Annotated in this window: 17 protein-coding genes and 2 tRNA genes; 6 read left to right on the forward strand and 13 right to left on the reverse strand. The window is 32.2% G+C overall.

All coding sequences use genetic code 11. The annotated features are described in order from the left end of the window. Positions 1 to 65 precede the first annotated feature (65 nt). The 5 genes from AC2D8I_RS01695 to rpsF all read right to left on the reverse strand — a co-directional run bounded on the left by AC2D8I_RS01695 (position 66) and on the right by rpsF (position 2,655). Positions 66 to 533 carry a DUF6495 family protein gene (locus AC2D8I_RS01695; protein WP_484704259.1) on the reverse strand — a complete coding sequence of 156 codons (468 nt, stop codon included), beginning with the start codon at positions 531 to 533 and terminating at the stop codon, positions 66 to 68. Positions 534 to 581: 48 nt separating this feature from the next. Continuing rightward, on the reverse strand, positions 582 to 1,466 hold the full coding sequence (locus AC2D8I_RS01700; RefSeq protein ID WP_484704260.1) for a glycerophosphodiester phosphodiesterase family protein: 885 nt from the start codon (positions 1,464 to 1,466) through the stop codon (positions 582 to 584). 88 nt (positions 1,467 to 1,554) lie between these two features. After that, entirely contained in the window at positions 1,555 to 2,004 is a 450-nt protein-coding gene (rplI, locus tag AC2D8I_RS01705) for a 50S ribosomal protein L9 (RefSeq protein WP_484704261.1), read from the reverse strand. A gap of 13 nt (positions 2,005 to 2,017) precedes the next feature. After that, the gene (gene rpsR / locus AC2D8I_RS01710; protein WP_452600286.1) at positions 2,018 to 2,314 is read right to left on the reverse strand and encodes a 30S ribosomal protein S18; all 297 of its coding nucleotides are present in this window, start codon (positions 2,312 to 2,314) and stop codon (positions 2,018 to 2,020) included. A gap of 2 nt (positions 2,315 to 2,316) precedes the next feature. Further along, on the reverse strand, positions 2,317 to 2,655 hold the full coding sequence (rpsF, locus tag AC2D8I_RS01715; protein ID WP_484704262.1) for a 30S ribosomal protein S6: 339 nt from the start codon (positions 2,653 to 2,655) through the stop codon (positions 2,317 to 2,319). A gap of 197 nt (positions 2,656 to 2,852) precedes the next feature. Here rpsF and AC2D8I_RS01720 point away from each other — a divergent pair, with 197 nt between their 5' ends. Further along, a complete protein-coding gene (locus AC2D8I_RS01720; protein WP_484704263.1) occupies positions 2,853 to 3,548 on the forward strand; it encodes a LytR/AlgR family response regulator transcription factor in 696 nt (231 codons plus the stop codon). Positions 3,549 to 4,804: 1,256 nt separating this feature from the next. On the opposite strand, the gene AC2D8I_RS01725 is transcribed toward AC2D8I_RS01720, so the two are convergent. Both AC2D8I_RS01725 and AC2D8I_RS01730 read right to left on the reverse strand, forming a co-directional pair. Continuing rightward, entirely contained in the window at positions 4,805 to 5,410 is a 606-nt protein-coding gene (locus AC2D8I_RS01725) for a hypothetical protein (RefSeq protein ID WP_484704264.1), read from the reverse strand. 4 nt (positions 5,411 to 5,414) lie between these two features. Next, positions 5,415 to 6,356, reverse strand: a complete 942-nt coding sequence (locus AC2D8I_RS01730; protein WP_484704265.1) for a T9SS type A sorting domain-containing protein — start codon at positions 6,354 to 6,356, stop codon at positions 5,415 to 5,417. A 529-nt stretch (positions 6,357 to 6,885) separates the two neighbouring features. On the opposite strand from AC2D8I_RS01730, the gene AC2D8I_RS01735 reads away from it, so the two are divergent. From AC2D8I_RS01735 to AC2D8I_RS01755, 5 genes are all read left to right on the forward strand, one after another. Next, entirely contained in the window at positions 6,886 to 7,143 is a 258-nt protein-coding gene (locus tag AC2D8I_RS01735) for a hypothetical protein (protein WP_484704266.1), read from the forward strand. Positions 7,144 to 7,213: 70 nt separating this feature from the next. Then, positions 7,214 to 7,345, forward strand: a complete 132-nt coding sequence (locus AC2D8I_RS01740; protein ID WP_484704267.1) for a hypothetical protein — start codon at positions 7,214 to 7,216, stop codon at positions 7,343 to 7,345. A gap of 8 nt (positions 7,346 to 7,353) precedes the next feature. Then, positions 7,354 to 8,469 (forward strand): efflux RND transporter periplasmic adaptor subunit, encoded by a 1,116-nt coding sequence (locus AC2D8I_RS01745; protein WP_484704268.1) that lies wholly within the window; start codon positions 7,354 to 7,356, stop codon positions 8,467 to 8,469. Positions 8,470 to 8,472: 3 nt separating this feature from the next. Beyond that, positions 8,473 to 11,655 (forward strand): efflux RND transporter permease subunit, encoded by a 3,183-nt coding sequence (locus AC2D8I_RS01750; RefSeq protein ID WP_484704269.1) that lies wholly within the window; start codon positions 8,473 to 8,475, stop codon positions 11,653 to 11,655. A gap of 4 nt (positions 11,656 to 11,659) precedes the next feature. Then, positions 11,660 to 12,961, forward strand: coding sequence for a TolC family protein (locus tag AC2D8I_RS01755; protein WP_484704270.1), 1,302 nt, complete (start codon positions 11,660 to 11,662; stop codon positions 12,959 to 12,961). A 222-nt stretch (positions 12,962 to 13,183) separates the two neighbouring features. On the opposite strand, the gene AC2D8I_RS01760 is transcribed toward AC2D8I_RS01755, so the two are convergent. The 6 genes from AC2D8I_RS01760 to AC2D8I_RS01785 form a co-directional block, all read right to left on the reverse strand. Further along, positions 13,184 to 13,257: transfer RNA gene (locus AC2D8I_RS01760), tRNA-Asp, on the reverse strand. A 78-nt stretch (positions 13,258 to 13,335) separates the two neighbouring features. Beyond that, a tRNA-His gene (locus AC2D8I_RS01765) sits at positions 13,336 to 13,411 on the reverse strand. 100 nt (positions 13,412 to 13,511) lie between these two features. Next, positions 13,512 to 14,228 (reverse strand): bacillithiol biosynthesis deacetylase BshB1, encoded by a 717-nt coding sequence (gene bshB1 / locus AC2D8I_RS01770; RefSeq protein ID WP_484704271.1) that lies wholly within the window; start codon positions 14,226 to 14,228, stop codon positions 13,512 to 13,514. 40 nt (positions 14,229 to 14,268) lie between these two features. After that, complete coding sequence (rlmF, locus tag AC2D8I_RS01775; RefSeq protein ID WP_484704272.1) at positions 14,269 to 15,165, reverse strand: 23S rRNA (adenine(1618)-N(6))-methyltransferase RlmF; 897 nt, start codon at positions 15,163 to 15,165, stop codon at positions 14,269 to 14,271. A 17-nt stretch (positions 15,166 to 15,182) separates the two neighbouring features. Continuing rightward, entirely contained in the window at positions 15,183 to 16,367 is a 1,185-nt protein-coding gene (locus tag AC2D8I_RS01780; protein ID WP_484704273.1) for a trans-sulfuration enzyme family protein, read from the reverse strand. A gap of 60 nt (positions 16,368 to 16,427) precedes the next feature. Continuing rightward, complete coding sequence (locus AC2D8I_RS01785) at positions 16,428 to 17,834, reverse strand: MATE family efflux transporter (protein ID WP_484704274.1); 1,407 nt, start codon at positions 17,832 to 17,834, stop codon at positions 16,428 to 16,430. Between the last annotated feature and the right edge of the window lie 20 nt (positions 17,835 to 17,854).

Raw genomic sequence — 17,854 nt, forward strand, 5'->3', positions numbered from 1 at the left:
AAAAGTGCAAATAGTTATTCATTATGCATCAATGGATCAAGGGTAAATGTAAAAATTCTATAAATTTAATTTACCAATTTGTACATATAATTATACAATTCTCCTTTAGTAATAACGGCTCCTTGTTGTATTAAGGTGAATTTATCTAAGAGTTTATCTTCAGTATAATTTTTTTTGGCTTTAACAAATTCTACAGCATCATTCATTAAATTCTCTCGCAACCAATTAAATCCATCTTTTGTTGTGACATCGATATCGTTATTTATTTTAATCCCAATAAGATGCATATAATCTTCATTTAAAGCAAACAAGTGAATGCTTTGTGGTGATATATGTTCCAAGAATTTTGCTTGCCCTAAAACACCTTCCCATATTAAATCACTGAACACATCTAACTCCATTTCTGCCATTTCTGGTTTATTAGCTTTCAAATTTGTCCACTCCTCTGCTGTTATAGATTGTGTTGCTAAAAAATTGATAAACTCTTGGTGTAGTTCTTCAAATTGTTCTTTTGTTAATCTTGCGTACTTCATCGGAAATATTATTTCATTCCCTTTTTTCTGGGAATCTTGTATTTATTTTTATTTAATTGCATTTGCGGCTTCAAAAGGACGATCTGTTGCTAACACGTCTATTCCCTTATCTATCCATCTTTTATATAAAGCCTCTCCCTTAGCTTTAGCTTGTTTATCTAAATTCCCAAGAGTTCCCAACATTGTACTTATCCCATAAGAATGTACTCGTTTATAAAAAGCATCTGGTGAAAAACGAGTTCCTGTAAAAGCCAACATATTTTCTGTTGGTATTTCTGATTTTAGCAACCGATCTAATTCCTTATCATTTCTTGCAGATACAGACAGTAATAAATCTGGCGCTACTGCATAAGCTGCTTTTGCTTGTTGCATATCGTATGTAATAATAATGGACACATCTTCTGCTTTAGTTTCTCTAATTAAACTAATAATATTTTTAACCGCGACACCTCTTTTTATATCTATAGTTAAAACAACATCATTCTCTTTTGCCCATTTTAGCACCTCTTTAAATAGTGGGATTTTAAACTTGGTTTCATTACCAAAGTCATCGACCAAATTAAAGGCTTTTAATTCATCATACGTGAAATTTTCTATTTTCCCTTCACCTGTAGTGGTTCTATTTAGTGTATTGTCGTGCATTAATACCAGAACATCATCTTTGGTTTTTGCGATATCTATTTCGTAAATAGCTTTTATACTATCATTAATATACATTAAGGTTTCTAAACAATTTTCGGGATAGTCTTTAATTGCCTTTCCTCCACGATGTACACTAACTATAGGCTTTGCTCCTGGTGTATATTTAAAAGTATTAATTAAAGCAGATGGCTTTATGCTATCTTTAGTTTCGTTTGCAGAAACAGGTACTGCACTTTCTTTTTTGCAGGAAAAACTAAATACAAATAAGAAAATTAATAGATATTTATTCATTTTACAAATCTAAATTATTAATAGATAAATCAAAAAAAACCGTTTAGATAGTATCTAAACGGTTTTTTTATTATAGTTTAATTTAAAATTATGCTTGTGCAATAATTTCAAATGCTAAATCAACAGATACTAATCTGTGTAAACGTACAACAGCTGTATATTTACCCAAACGTTTAATACTTCCACCAGCTACTGTGATGAATTTCTTATCGATTGTTTGTCCTGCTTTTTCTAAAGCTTCAGCGATATCTATGTTATTTACAGAACCAAATAATTTGTCTCCTGATCCAACTTTAGATGCTATTTTTATTTCTAATGCTTTCATTGCTTCTGCAATTTTATTAGCATCATCAACCATTTTTTGCTCTTTAAAAGCACGTTGCTTTAAGTTTTCAGCTAACACCTTCTTTGCTGAAGTTGTTGCCAAAATAGCGTGTCCTGTAGGAATTAAAAAGTTTCTACCATAACCGTTCTTTACTGTTACAATATCGTCTTTAAATCCTAAATTGTCAACGTCTTGTTTTAATATAAGTTCCATAGTTACTGGTATTTTATTTTAATAAATCTGTTACGTATGGCAATAAAGCCAAGTGACGTGCTCTTTTTACAGCTACAGATACTTTTCTTTGATATTTTAATGAAGTTCCTGTTAAACGTCTTGGTAAAATTTTACCTTGTTCGTTAACAAATCTCAATAACCAATCTGCATCTTTGTAATCTACATACTTGATACCTGATTTTTTGAAACGACAATACTTTTTTGTCTTGTTAGTTTCAATATTCAAAGGAGTTAAATATCTAATTTCTCCTTCTTTTTTTCCTTTTGATTGTTGTTCTATACTTGACATAGTTACGCTTTTTGTTTTAGTTTAGCTCTTCTTCTTTCAGCCCAAGAAATGGCATGTTTGTCTAAAGTAACTGTTAAGTAACGCATAAAACGCTCATCACGTCTAAACTCTACTTCTAAAGGATTAATTACATCGCCATCCACTTGGTATTCGAACAAATGGTAGAACCCACTTTTTTTGTTTTGAATTGGGTATGCTAATTTTTTAAGTCCCCAATCTTCTTTGGATATCATCTTAGCTCCTTTAGAAACAAGAAAGTCTTCGTATTTCTTTACTGTTTCCTTTATCTGTGTCTCAGATAAAACGGGATTTAAGATGAAAACAGTTTCATAATGATTCATAAAAATCTATTTTATTGTTAAAAATGGCTGCAAAAATAGTCATTTATATAATACAACACAACATTATTTCCACTTATTTAAGTGTGTAAATTTAGGGTTCAAGATAGGTCAAAAAAAAACACCTTGCCGATGTTTTTTGGTTTTTAACCGAATTTTTTGTAACATTGTCGATGTGTAAACCCAAATAAAAATCCCAAATGACTCTAAATTGTGTAGTAGTAGATGATTCGGCAATACAGAGATTATCTATTGTAAAGCTTATAGAAAATCACCCAGCGCTTAATCTTATTGCAGAGTACAGCAGTGCACTTGAAACTAAAAATGGATTAAATACCCAAAAGGTAGATCTTATATTTTTAGATATTGAAATGCCTGTTTTAAATGGCTTCGAGCTATTGGATGTACTCAACAACAAGCCTCAAATTATTTTTGTTACAGGGAAAACAGAATATGCATTTAAAGCATTTAATTATGATGCCACAGATTATTTGCAAAAGCCTATAACAAAAGAACGTTTTAATCAAGCTGTTGATAAAGCTTTAGAGCAGCATAAATTAAAGTTAGATTTTAACGAAACCGAAGGGGAGCACATTTTTGTAAAAAGTAATCTAAAAAAACGTAAGGTTTATATTAAAGATATTAAGTGGATTGAAGCTTTAGGAGACTATGTAAAACTGGTTACCGAAGAAACAAGTCTTGTTGTATTATCTACAATGAAAGCTTTTGAGCACGAACTCCCTGAAGGAAAATTTTTAAGGATACATAAATCGTATATTGTAAATCTAGATAAAGTTGACCGCTTTAATAGTAAAAATGTTGAAGTAGGATCTTATGAAATCCCGTTAAGTAGGAACAAAAAGACTTTACTGGTTGACGCCTTAAATAATATATAATATTTTGAAAAACCTGTCTATTGGCAGGTTTTTTTAATCACATCTAAATTATTGGTATTTTTTAAACCTCTTTGAAACATTTACTTACTCTAAAACGTGGTCTCACCGTTAACTAAAAAATATTTTTAAGACTCTATTTTTCCATCCTTCCTATCATTTAATGGAATAAAATTTAAGTTGTTTTATTATAGAGTTTACAACCGCGACCATACCGTTTAAACAATTTATTTAGTCGCCTTGAAAAAGTCTAAATCAATTCAATTTAGTACCTATTAATTTTTAGAAACGATGTTTATTTTCCAACACCTTATTTCTATTACTCTAAATAGAATCCAATAAATAGTTTGTTTTAGTTTATTTATTAGTTTGCTAAAGTTAACCCCTGCTGCAGCCATGACAAAGTTAATGGCATTACCTGTTTAACCTTTAAACTTGAGTTCAATTATTAGAGAGTCAATTGTAGGCTTCCCTAAAAAGTAGGACCGTTACAAAATCGAATTTACTAACTTTAAATTCAAACTCTCACAATGAAACAACCTAACTGTAATTTCTATTCTGTTTTTTCAGAATTTAAAATTAATTTATACAACTTTAAATTTCACTATTTTGCCTCTAGTATAATGCATTAATTCCTCTTTTTCATGATAAGATAGCACCCTTTTTTAATACCTGTTATTTTTTACAAACTATTTTATTTTTCGCCTTATAAAGAGTAATGAAACTCCTTATTCTTTTTATATTATAAATCTATTTCTTTGTAAAGATTTAATTCTAAATAATTGTAGTGAATAAATTTTAGGGAATTTATTCTAATACTTGAAAGAAAACACCCGAACAATAGTAGGGTGTTTTTTTTTCATAACATTTCATTTAATTATGTAAGGTGATTTTTTGTTTTCGTCTATTATAATAAGATTAATAATTCTCCCAAAATTATTATTAGTTAAAATTAGCCGTAAGAGAACTCTTATGGCTTTTTTATTTTATATCTTACAGACCTTATATAGCATTTTTACGCCATTAAAGCTTATTTTTTTACTATGTATTCACAGAATTCATAGACGCTTTAACCAAAGTTATTACTCTTACTCCTATTAATTTCGAAATGCCTCCATATTAAATAAAAAACTATTAAAGAGTCGTATTATATCTATTTCATGAACTTAGACCACACTAAAACAAGTATTTATATAAAAAAATGCTTTGATAAAAAAATTATCAAAGCATTTTTTTTATAGAGATGATAGTAATTAAAATTACTCCCCAAAAAGATGCACTGCATCTAAAGCCACAGCCCCTACTGTAGAACTTGTGTTCATAACCACTCGTATTGTTATTGTTGGCAGACTAGTTGTTAAATCCTTCATGATTTTTTCAGTTTCCCAGCATTCATTATCAGCACTTCCTTGAAAAGTATGCTCTCCATTAGTATCTATTAAAATAAAAGCAAAATCGCCTAGTTTCCAATATACATCAATATAATCGTCTTCAGCCAAATCCCCAATACGAGATAAAGTTACAGATAAATAAGACGTTGCAAAATTACTGACATCAATTGGTTCTGATTCCCATATTAATTCTCCTCCTGTATTATTTGCTACAAACCTAGGGTTAAACACATTGTTTGTTGAATTAACAATAGTTCCTCCTGCACCTTCGTTATTTAAATTTATATTATTAGCATCTATGGTCCATCTTGTAGGAGAAGTATTATAATCCCCTGTATCTACAAGAGCTCCATTACTAACTTCAATGCCTGTATTATTAGCATAACCAATAAAATTCTCTTCCCATATTGTTGTTAATTGCGCATAACTACTAAAGGTTACGCAACATATAATAAGTATTAATACTGTTCTCATAAGATTATTTAATAATTAGTTTATGATTGCTTATGTTCTTTTTATTATCCTGTATTTTTATAAAATATATCCCTTTACTAAAATGCGTTGTTTCTATATTAAATCGTTCTGAAGAGGCTAAATTATATGTCTTAATTAAACGTTGATTAATATCGTATATCTGTATAAATTCCATTTTCTCGCCTTGCAATACTACGTTTACGTTTCCTTTAGACGGGTTAGGATAAATTAACACTCCTTGTGTTAACGAATTATCAGGTGTAGAAAGATTTGATTTATCAACTCCAATAACATTTACATCATCAAGAATAAAATTTTCAGTTGTAGAGTCGTTTTTTAATGTAACCTTTAATCGTAAACTGTCTTGAATATCTGGAATATTAAAAAATATTTTTGTACTTCCAAAGTCACTATCGGCTGTACATGATGCCCCATGTGCAGTATCTCCTGTAATAGTGTGCGTTGCATTTCCTAAATTATTCCAACTAGATAATAATGTGTAACTAGCCCCATTATCAAAACTATAATAGACATCAAACCAATCACCTCCAGATATTTCAGAATCTTCATGATTTCCTATTTCTTCAACATACAAACTAACAGATACATCTCTGTAATTAGAAATATCTATATTTTCTGTTACCCAATCGACCCCTGCATCTGTATCTTGCGCTCTTAAGTGCTTATCTAGGTAGGCCGAAGAGCTGAATACGGCTACATAATCCGAAAAATTAACCAGATCTGCACCGTTATCTAGAAGCTGCCATTTAGTAAAAGTAGCGGGATCATACCCCCCAATATTAACGACTCCAGCTCCGCTTCCCTCGATCCCAAAAAGGTGGGGATAATTATTAAAATTTTCGCTCCAAATAATCTCTTCATTTTGAGCGTTAGATAGACTGAATAAAAGCAGTCCTAATAATAAAAATGTGTATTTTTTTTTCATGTAAGTTTATTTAGTCCGGCAAATATACTTTTATTTCTCAGTTAAGAATCCTCTTTTTTTAATTAATACTGTTAAAAAAAATCAGAGTTCATAGTATATCACACGATTTAAAATAGAATACGCAACACAATAACAACACGAACTAATAACATATCATTATATAAAAAAAACTCCTTTTATATCAAATATTCTATGTCACAAGAAATTAGGTCACATTTTTTGTCTAATAACTTTCTAAACAATAATAACATTTAAAATATAACCAAGGGGCTTATTAAAGCGAATACTAAATTAATCTATCGATGAGTAAAAATGGCGCGCAATTATATTTATTTGTTTAATTATCGCTTCGGAAAAATTAAAATTCTTGAGACATATATGTTTAATCAGGAACTAGCAACTTAGTCCCTCAACTTAAAATCCAACCTTTTGTTGTATGTCCAATAGGCTATGGTTCTATAATGTTAAACTTTTCTTTAATTTAAGTAGTTGCATATGCAACTACTTAAATTATAATTATTTTCGTCATATGACATCCGAAAAAAAAGATATAGATTTTGAAAATGCCATAGGCCCTTGGCTAGGCAGAACATCTAAACTAATAGATTACTTTATGCAAGAATCTTTAAACAACCTCTATTTTGGATTTACAAAAGAACAAATGATTGTTTTAAAAAGACTAAGCGATCAAGATGGAATGAATCAAAATGAATTAGCATTTATAACACTTCGTAATAAATCATCTTTAGCTCGGTTATTGTCCAACATGGAGAAAAATAATCTATAGAAAACAATCTAAAACAGATAAACGCATTAAACATGTGTATTTGGCCCAGGCTGGTAAAGAGGTTTTTAAAATGATTAAACCTGCTTTAAAAAAAATATTAGCCACCATTGAACAAGATGTTACTGAAGAGGAAAAACGACAAATGATTAGCACTTTAAAAAAAATTCAACATAATTTTAATTCTAAAACAGAATTCATATAACGAGCAAAATGAGAAAAGGACTATCTATTATATTAGGTATTATATTATTAGCAGGAGCTGGGTACATCGCCCTTATGCTAATTAATAATAAAAAGAAAGCAAAACCAAAATTTGATAAGATTGTGAAAACTGTTTTTGTTGAAGAAGTAGTCAATAAAAATATTCCCATAATTATAACCGCCAGTGGGAATCTAACCGCTAAAAATAAAATAGACTTATATGCTGAAGTACAAGGGGTTTTAAAACCCGCTTCAAAAGATTTTAAAGCAGGAACCCATTACACTAAAGGAGAAAGCATTATTAGAATTAATAGTGACGAATTTTATGCAAACTTACAGTCTCAAAAAAGTAATTTCTATAATAGTATTACTGCAATAATGCCTGATATACGTTTAGATTACCCTAACGAATTTCAAAAATGGGAACACTATATTTCACATTTTGACATCAACAAAACTACGCCTAAATTACCAGAAATGACTACCGATAAAGAGCGGTATTTTATCTCTGGGCGAGACATAAACACCTTGTATTATACTATTAAAAATTTAGAAGTTAAATTAGGGAAATACCACTTAAACGCACCCTACAAAGGCATTTTAACAGAAGCTCTTGTCACTCCAGGATCATTAGTTAGAGCAGGGCAAAAATTAGGTGAATTTATAGACCCTAGTGTATATGAAATGGAAGTTTCTGTTAATGCAGAATATGCTAATTTATTAAAAACAGGAAGTACTGTACAGCTTCACAACCTTGAAAAAACAAAAACATATTCTGGACAAGTTATTAGAATAAACGGAAAAGTAGATGCCACATCTCAAACAATAAAAGCATACATACAAGTAGCACATAACGATTTGCGTGAAGGCACTTATTTAGAAGCAAATCTATCGGCTAAAAATGAAACTAATGCTATCGAAATCTCTAGAAAATTATTAATAGATAATAAGCAATTGTTTATTGTAAAAGACTCTGTTTTAGATCTAATTGATGTCGCTCCCGTGTATTTTTCAGCAGAAACAGCTGTTATAAAAAATATAGAAAACGGGACACTCATACTTTCAAAACCTACACCTGGTGCCTACCAAGGAATGCAGGTTAAAATTTATGAAAACAAGAACTAGGTTATGAAAAAAATAATAAGTTATTTTATAAAATTCCCTGTTGCCGTTAATGTTTTAATTTTAGGATTTGTACTTTTTGGATTCCTTGGAGTAAAAACCATAAAATCCTCTTATTTCCCTTTATCAGACTCAAAATTAATTACTATTACCCTAACCTATCCTGGAGCATCTCCTGCTGAAATGGAAGAAGGTATTGTACTTAAAATTGAAGACAATCTTAAAGGTATTCTTGGAGTCGATCGCGTGACTTCTATTTCACAAGAAAATGCGGCTTCTATTAATATAGAAACAATAAAAGGCAAAAATATAGATGTTATTTTAGCCGATGTAAAAAATGCTGTAGATCGTGTGCCCTCCTTCCCTAGCGGAATGGAACCGCCTATAATCTCTAAAGTTGAAAGTATAAGGTCTACCATTAATTTTGCCTTAAGTGGAGATAATGTTCCATTAGCCACCTTAAAACAATACGCTAGAGAAATTGAAAATGATTTACGTGGTATTGAAGGGATTTCTCAGGTTTCACTTTCTGGATTTCCTGCTGAAGAAATTGCAATTTCTATTCGTGAAAACGATTTAAGAGCGTATAACCTATCCTTTCAAGATGTTGCAAATGCTGTAAGTAGAAATAATATTCTAATTACAGGAGGAAATATAAAAACAACCGAAGAAGATTATTTAATTAGAGCAAAAAACAGGTCTTACTATGGAGACGAGCTTTATAATCTTATTGTAAGAGCAGAACCTAACGGTAACATTATTAGATTAAAAGACGTTGCAGATGTACAAGATACTTGGTCGGAAACACCAGATAGGATTTATTTTAATGGTAAAAAAGCCATAACGATTTCTGTGAGCAATACTAATAATGAAGATTTAATTGTTTCTGCTGAAGAAGTTAAAGCCTACATCCATAAATTTAATCAATTATATGACAATGTACAATTAGCAGTCTCTCGAGATTCCTCTATAACCTTAAATCAACGAACAGACTTACTCATAGAAAATGTAGTTGTAGGCATACTTCTCGTCTTACTGTTTTTAGCTGTTTTTTTAAATGCTCGCTTAGCCTTTTGGGTTGCTATGGGTATTCCTGTATCCTTTTTTGGCATGTTTATCTTTGCTGCACAAATGGGAGTTACCATAAATGTATTATCCCTCTTCGGAATGATTATAGTTATTGGTATTCTTGTAGATGATGGTATTGTTATTGGTGAAAACATTTATCATCACTATGAAAAAGGAAAATCCCCTATTAGAGCCGCTATAGATGGAACTATAGAAGTTCTTCCTCCTGTTGTTTCTGCACTATTAACAACAATGATTGCTTTTGCTACCTTTTTCTTTTTAGATGGAAGAATAGGTGAGTTTTTTAGTGAAGTCTCTACAATTGTGACTTTAACCTTATTGGTTTCTATGATTGAAGCATTAATCATTCTCCCCGCACACGTAGCGCATTCTAAGGCATTACAACGCAAGGGACGAAAAATAAGTAAAATTGATGCCTTTTTTAGAAAGTTAAACCAAGGCGCAGACAAGATGCTTATAAAAATTAGAGACCTTTTTTATGTCCCTTATTTACGCTTCTTTTTAAAACATAAATTTTTAGGTTTTGCCATTCCTATAGCATTACTTATTTTTAGCATTGGCGCTATTGGAGGCGGCATTGTCGGAACATCATTTTTCCCTAGAATTGCTAGCGATAAAGTTTCTATTACTTTAAAAATGCCACAGGGGACTAATGAAATGATTACCGATTCCATTATAACGAGTATCGAAAAAAAGGTTTGGGAAATAAATAAGCAATACGATAAATCCTTATTTAATAATGAGTCTGTAGTTCAAAATGTAATTAAACGTATTGGACCTGGAGCATCTAATGCCAGTTTAACCGTTAATTTGTTACCAGGAGAATTAAGAGGCGAATTAAGCTCTCAAGAAGTTACAAATAAAATCCGTGACCTTTCGGGAAAAATCTATGGTATAGAAAGTTTAATTTTTGGTTCTGGAGGTAACTTTGGAGGAAGCCCTGTTGCTGTTTCCTTATTAGGCAATAATATAGCTGAATTAAAAGCTGCCAAAGCAGAGCTTAAAGCAGAATTAAGCATTAACCCTATTTTAAAAGATGTCTCCGATAATGATCCTGCTGGAATAAAGGAAATACAAATTCAATTAAAGGATAAAGCGAATATATTAGGCTTAAACCTTCAATCCATAATGAGTCAAGTACGCTCAGGGTTCTTTGGTTTTCAAGCGCAACGTTTTCAACGCGGACAGGACGAAATTAAAGTTTGGGTACGGTATAAAAAAGAAGATCGCTCGTCTATAAAAGATCTTGACGACATGTGGATTACCACTCCATCTGGTAGTAGAGTCCCTTTTTCTGAAATTGCAAACTATAAAATAGAACGTGGAGATGTACTTATTAATCATTTAGAAGGTAAGAGAGAAATTCAAGTCACTGCCGATTTAAAATCTGTAGATGACACTCCTACAGAAGTTTTGGCCGATATTAAAACTAGAATTATGCCAGAAATATCTTCAAAATACCCAACAGTTTCTGCTTTATATGAAGGACAAAATAGAGAAGCTAATAAAACTATTAATTCGGTGGAACTTATTGCCCCAATCATATTAATGCTTATTTATATGGTTATTGCCTTCACTTTTAGAACCTATAGTCAACCGTTATTATTAATGATAATGATTCCTTTTAGTCTAATCGGTGTTGCATTAGGGCACTATTTACATGGTTTTCCAATTAATATTTTATCCTGGTTAGGTATTATTGCTCTTATAGGAATTATGGTTAACGACGGACTGGTACTTATTGGTAAATTTAATAGTTATCTAAAAGAAGGGCTTCCGTACAACGAAGCCTTAATACAAGCTGGAAAATCTCGTTTTAGAGCCATCTTTTTAACCTCGCTAACGACTGTAGCAGGTTTAGCACCTTTACTACTAGAAACCAGTAGACAAGCTCAGTTTTTAAAACCAATGGCTATTGCAATTTCTTACGGTATTAGCGTGGCTACCATACTAACATTAGTCTTATTGCCATTACTACTATCGGCTTCAAATACTATTAAAGTCTTTATTAAATGGATGATAACAGGTAAAAAGGTAACAAACGAAGAAGTTGAAAGAGCTATTATTGAATCAAAATATGAAGACGATGATCTACATTAAAAAAATGGGAATACTAATAGCTACCTTAATGGTTATGCTAGTTAATGCTCAAGAAGTCTTAACAAAAAAAGAAGCCTTAGCAGTGGCTCTTGAAAATAATTACGGTGTTAAAATAGCAACCAATAATCTAGAGGTTGCTAAAAATAATGCTAGTATTTATAATTCTGGTTTTTTGCCAACATTAACCACCAATGCTGGAGCTAATTATAGTATAAACGATCAAGAATTAGAAACTCAAGACGGTCAAATTACTAAAATAAATGGGGCAGAAACTAAAACGTATAATGCGTCCCTAAATTTAAATTATGTTCTTTTTGATGGCCTAGGAAGAAAATATAATTATAAACAACTTAAGGAAGTTTATAATGTATCCGAATTACAAGTTAGAGCAACCATTGAAGATATGTATTTACGACTGTTTAATGAATATTTTCAAATCGCAAGACTATTTGAAAACACTAAAAATTCCCAAAAAACCCTAGACGTTTCCAAACAACGTTTAAAACGTGCTCAATACCAATACGAATATGGGCAAACAACACAATTAGAACTATTAAACGCACAGGTCGATGTTAATAACGACAGTATTAACTTAATTAATGTAAGGCAGCTATTTTCCAATTCCAAACGGAATCTTAATATTGTAATGGGAATTGCTAAAGACAGTAATTATGATGTGAAAACTGAAGTTAATTTTATTACGCTAATGTCCTTTGAAGAGTTATTACAAAAGGCTAAAGAAAATAATATAAACCTATTACAAAACGACAAAAACATTGTTATTAGCGAATTTAATATTAAAACAAGCAAAGCAGGCTATTTGCCAACAATTGGTGTTTCTAGCTCCTATGGATGGAACAAAAATGTTAACCCTGCCACCTCATTTTCGGCCGGTACAAATGCTGTAGGCTTAAACGCAGGTATTAATTTAACCTGGAACCTGTTTGATGGTGGTAGCACTAAAACACGCATTGCCAATGCTAAAATTGATTTAGAAAATCAGAAAATACTAAAACAACAACAAGAAGATATTATTGTAAACACGACAAAAAACACCTTCGAATTGTATAAAAATTTATTATTTGTTCTTGAAGCGCAAAACCAAAATGTAATCACCAGTCAAAACAATTTTGATCGTACAATGGAACGGTATAAGCTAGGGCAGGTTACGTCTATAGAGTTTAGACAGGCGCAAATTAACTTACTAAACACACAAACAGCGCTAAACAATGCGAAATACGATGCGAAGTTAGTCGAGCTAGAACTGCTACAATTAACAGGAGATTTATTAAATGTTGCTTTTTAACAGTTATCTTTTTATAAACCATTCACCTATAAAAAAGCCTTAATACCCCTATTGTTTTAAGGTTTTTTTAATTTTGAGATGGATCCAAGCTTATTTTTTGACTCAAAGATTCTAATTTTATTTCTATTCACACACAACTTTTGAGATGGATCCTTTTTAAGCATGATCTCTTGATCTCTAATAAAAAGGCATAAAAAAAGCCCATCTTTCGATGAGCTTATGCGGTCTGGACGGGACTCGAACCCGCGACCCCCTGCGTGACAGGCAGATATTCTAACCAACTGAACTACCAGACCGTTGTGTATCCTAATGTAAAATACATTATCAGGATTTTCACAAAAAAAGCTCTTCTAAAGAAGAAAAGCTTTTTTTTTGGGTGGAAGACCGGATTCGAACCGGCGACCCTCGGTACCACAAACCGATGCTCTAACCAACTGAGCTACAACCACCATTTTCAGCACTATTGCTAATGCGAGTGCAAATATAAAGCGTTTAATGGTTTCTGCAAAGCCTTTTTCTAAAATTTTAAATATTTTTTTAAAATATTTTGTTATTTCAAATCAAACAAACTGTCTACTGCAACGTAACGTTCTACAGTATAGCCTTCTGCGTGTTCAACTCCTATTAATCGGCCTAAATCTCTCCCTCTATACGCAATACTATCTGTAAAATTTTGACTCGAAATAGGGGTTTCTGGTTCTTTACTATCAGGATCGAAGAATTGAGTTTTATAGGCTAGTACAGATTTCATCTTTAAATCCATATATCCAGAAATATCTACAACAAAATCCGGTTCTAAATTTTTCCATTGTATGTAATGATATACATGCTTAGGCCTCCATTTTTCTTGGGTTTTACCATCTAACACTGTTTCTATTTTCACCAATCCACTTAAAAAACAAGCATCACTAACCAATTTACTTCCTTTCCCATGATCGATATGTCTATCATCTATAGCATTACATATCACAATCTCTGGTTGATACTTACGTATCATTTTTATAACTTCTAATTGGTGCTTGCTATCATTTGTAAAAAACCCATCTGCAAACCCTAAATTCTCTCTTACTGAGACTCCCAAGATCTTCGCTGCATTTGTGGCTTCTTCATCACGAGTTTGTATTGTCCCACGAGTTCCTAATTCTCCTCGTGTTAAATCTACCATTCCTACTCTTTTTCCTTCGCAAACGGCCTTGGCTAACGTGCCTCCTGCTCCCAATTCTATGTCATCGGGATGTGCCCCAAAGGCTAATATATCTAATTTCATTAAAAATAACTTTTTAGTTTTCCTAGAAATGGAAACTCTGTTAATATTTATTTATCCATTCTGCTTGTTCTGTTTTGTTTAAAAACGTCCAAGCGACTATTCTACTCTTTTTGTTTCCTAATGTTATTCTCAAAATTTTTACTGTAGTGGCGCCTAATTTTTTGAGTGACCGTTCCATTGTTTTTACATGTTCCTTATTAGCAACCAAACTTGTATACCAAAAACTATTAGTTTTAAATAAAGAACTCTCATACAAATAAGTGTGCAAAAAAGCTTTTTCCCCGCCCTTATACCATAATTCTTGGGATTGTCCAGCAAAATTTCTCACCACTTTGTCTGTTGCTTTTCCTAATCCTTTCAGTTTTCGTGTCGTAGCTTCTAATGCTTCTGCTTCATTTTTATAGAAAGGAGGATTACACATCGTTAATGAAAATATATCGTTTTGAGTAAAAACATTTTTAAAAATATGAGCTTCGTTATTTTGCTGTCTAAATGTTATAACGTTTTCTAATCTATTTTTAACAACAATACGCTTCGCTATTTGCAATGCCTCTGCATTTACATCGGCCCCCGTAAACTTCCAATTATATACTGCATTTCCTAATAAAGGATAAATACAATTAGCTCCTGTACCAATATCCATTACTTTAATATTATTTGTGAGCTTAGATTCTTTTAATAAATCATTGAGACAATGTATATAATCGACACGACCGGGTACGGCTGGGCATAAGTTTGTTTCGGGGAATTCCCAAAAATCAACCTTATAATATTGTTTTAGTAAGGCTGCATTTAAAATTTTCACAGCCTTTGGTTTTGTAAAGTCTATGGTTTTTTTTTCATATTTATTTACAAACACATAAGGCCTCAATTCTGGCATAACCTGGGCTAATAGATCTAAATCATAACCTGTTGAATGAATATTGTTTTTATGCAAAATTTAAATAATCAATTTTAATGATGAGTTGCGAATTGTTTTTCAATCACAGATTCTATGTTTTCTATCGCCTGTTCAATATCTGCTTTTAAGTCACTAACAGCTTCTATTCCTACAGAAAAACGAATTAAGCCTTCTTTTATACCTATAACTTCCCGTTCCGCTACACTTAATAAAGCATGGGTTGTTTTTGCGGGGTTTAGCATCGTGCTTTCTACTCCTGCTAAACTCATTGAAGGTTTTATAAGTCGTAATGCTTTTTGAAATGCTTCAGAATCCAAACCATTTACCAACTCAAAAGACAACATTGCGCCATAACCTTTCATCTGTGATTTTGCCAATTCATATTGTGGATGACTCTTTAACCCTGGATAGTATACTTTTTTTATAGCACGGTGTCCTTCCAACCATTTTGCCATTTTTCGTGCAGATCGCGTTTGCGCTTTAACACGTAATCCCATTGTTTTCATACTACGCTCTAGCATCCAAACCGTAAAGTCACTAAGGCTTCCGCCTAGGTTTTTGGAAACCTTCAGAATACGTTTTATATGCACTTCAGATCCAGCCACAACTCCTGCGCAAAGATCACTATGCCCTCCAAAATATTTAGTTGCAGAATGCATAATAAGATCTATACCAAAATTTACGGGGTTTTGGTTTACTGGACTAGCAAACGTATTATCTATACTTGTTAAAATAGCTTTAGACCGCGCTAAATCTGCAACAGCTTTTATATCTGTAATTGTTAATAATGGATTGGATGGTGTCTCAATATGTATTAACTTGGTATTAGGCCTTAACGCCGCTTCAAAAGCCTTAATATCATAACCATTAGTAAATGTAAATTCTATATTCAACTTAGGAAATTCCTCGCGAATAAAATGGCTTACACCACCATATATTGCATTCTGTAAAACGATGTGATCGCCAGATTTCAAAAAAGCTAAGAACATGTGACTTATGGCTGCCATTCCTGAACTAAAGATCATAGCGGATTCAGTAGCTTCTAAAGCAGCTATTTTTTTTACCAAATGTTCTTGATTTGGGGTATTAAAATATCTTGGGTAACGTTTTTCATCCACATCTAAAAAGGCATAAGATGAAGCCAAATAGATTGGTGAAATGGCCCCGTTAAATTGCGTGTCCTTAATTTCCCCTACATGGGTACAAATGGTATTTAATCCTAATTTTTTTTTACTCATATCGTAAAGATAAAAACAGTAACTTAATTAAACGATTAAATTCATTAATTTAAAGATTTGTTAAACTTTAACTGCTTTCCATTTTCCTTGCCTAAACCACCATAACCCCATAACCGCAATGAGTACTTCGGCTATAGTTATCGCCCAAAAGACACCTATGGGGCCATAATCTAACAGTACAGCCATCACATAAGCAAAAGGTAATTGAATAAGCCAAAAACATATAAAATTAATATACGTTGGTGTTTTAGTATCTCCTGCGCCATTAAAAGATTGTATTACTGTCATTCCATACCCATAAAACACATAGCCTACAGCAATAATTCGCAAACATAAACTTCCATATTCAACAACGTTTGGAGTTTTATTAAAAAGACTTATTATTTGTGGTGCAAATACTAAATAAATAACAGAAACGCCTCCCATAAACCAAGCGTTATACTTTCCTGTTTTCCAGACCGAAGCTTCTGCTCTATCTGCTTGCTTAGCGCCTAAATTTTGACCAACCAATGTGGCTGCAGCATTACTCAAGCCCCAGGCCGGCATTATTGTAAACATCATTACTCTAATTGCTATGGTATATCCCGCTAAAACTTCACTTCCAAACTCACTCATAATTCGCATAAGAAACACCCAACTAGATGTCCCTATTAAAAACTGTCCTATTCCACCCAATGAGACTTTAATTAGATTAAGCATCACCTGAAAATTTAATACTAAATCCCTGAGTTTAATTTTTATCTTACTATAGCCGTAAAATAAAACTGTTAATTGAAAGACTACTGCTGCCCCTCTACCTATAGTTGTTGCTATAGCTGCACCTTCAACTCCATAAGCGGGAATGGGACCAAACCCAAAAATAAACATAGGATCTAAAATAATATTTAAACCATTAGAAAGAATTAAAGTCCACATAGCCATTGAAGCATTTCCTGCTCCTCTAAAAACGGCATTTATAAGAAATAATAACATTATAGTCATATTCCCTCCCAATAATACTTTTGTATAACCATAACCTTCTGCTATAAGGTCTGGCTCAGCTCCCATTAGCGCTAGAATCTCCTTAGGATAGATGATCCCCACAAAACTTATTATTAAGGAGATTAATACCCCTAAAAACAAGACTTGCACTGTAGCTTGGGAAGCTCCAATTAAGTCTTTTTCACCCACTCGTCTTGCAACCACTGCTGTGGCGGCCATACTCAAACCTATGGCTACTGCATAAACTAAAGTAATTACGGATTCTGTTAATCCTATTGTTGCTACCGCATTTACGCTTACTTGTGAGACATAAAGAATATCTACAATAGCAAAAATAGACTCCATTAACATCTCTAAAATCATAGGTACTGCCAGCATAAAAACAGCCCGCCTTATACTCCCAGAGGTAAATTCTTGATCTTTGCCACTCAAGGCTTCTTTAAAAAGTTTAAAAAATTGATTTAAGGTTTTTTGCTTAGATTGCATCTGTTATTTATGTTATATTA

The organism is Lacinutrix sp. YIN62, assembly GCF_057219185.1.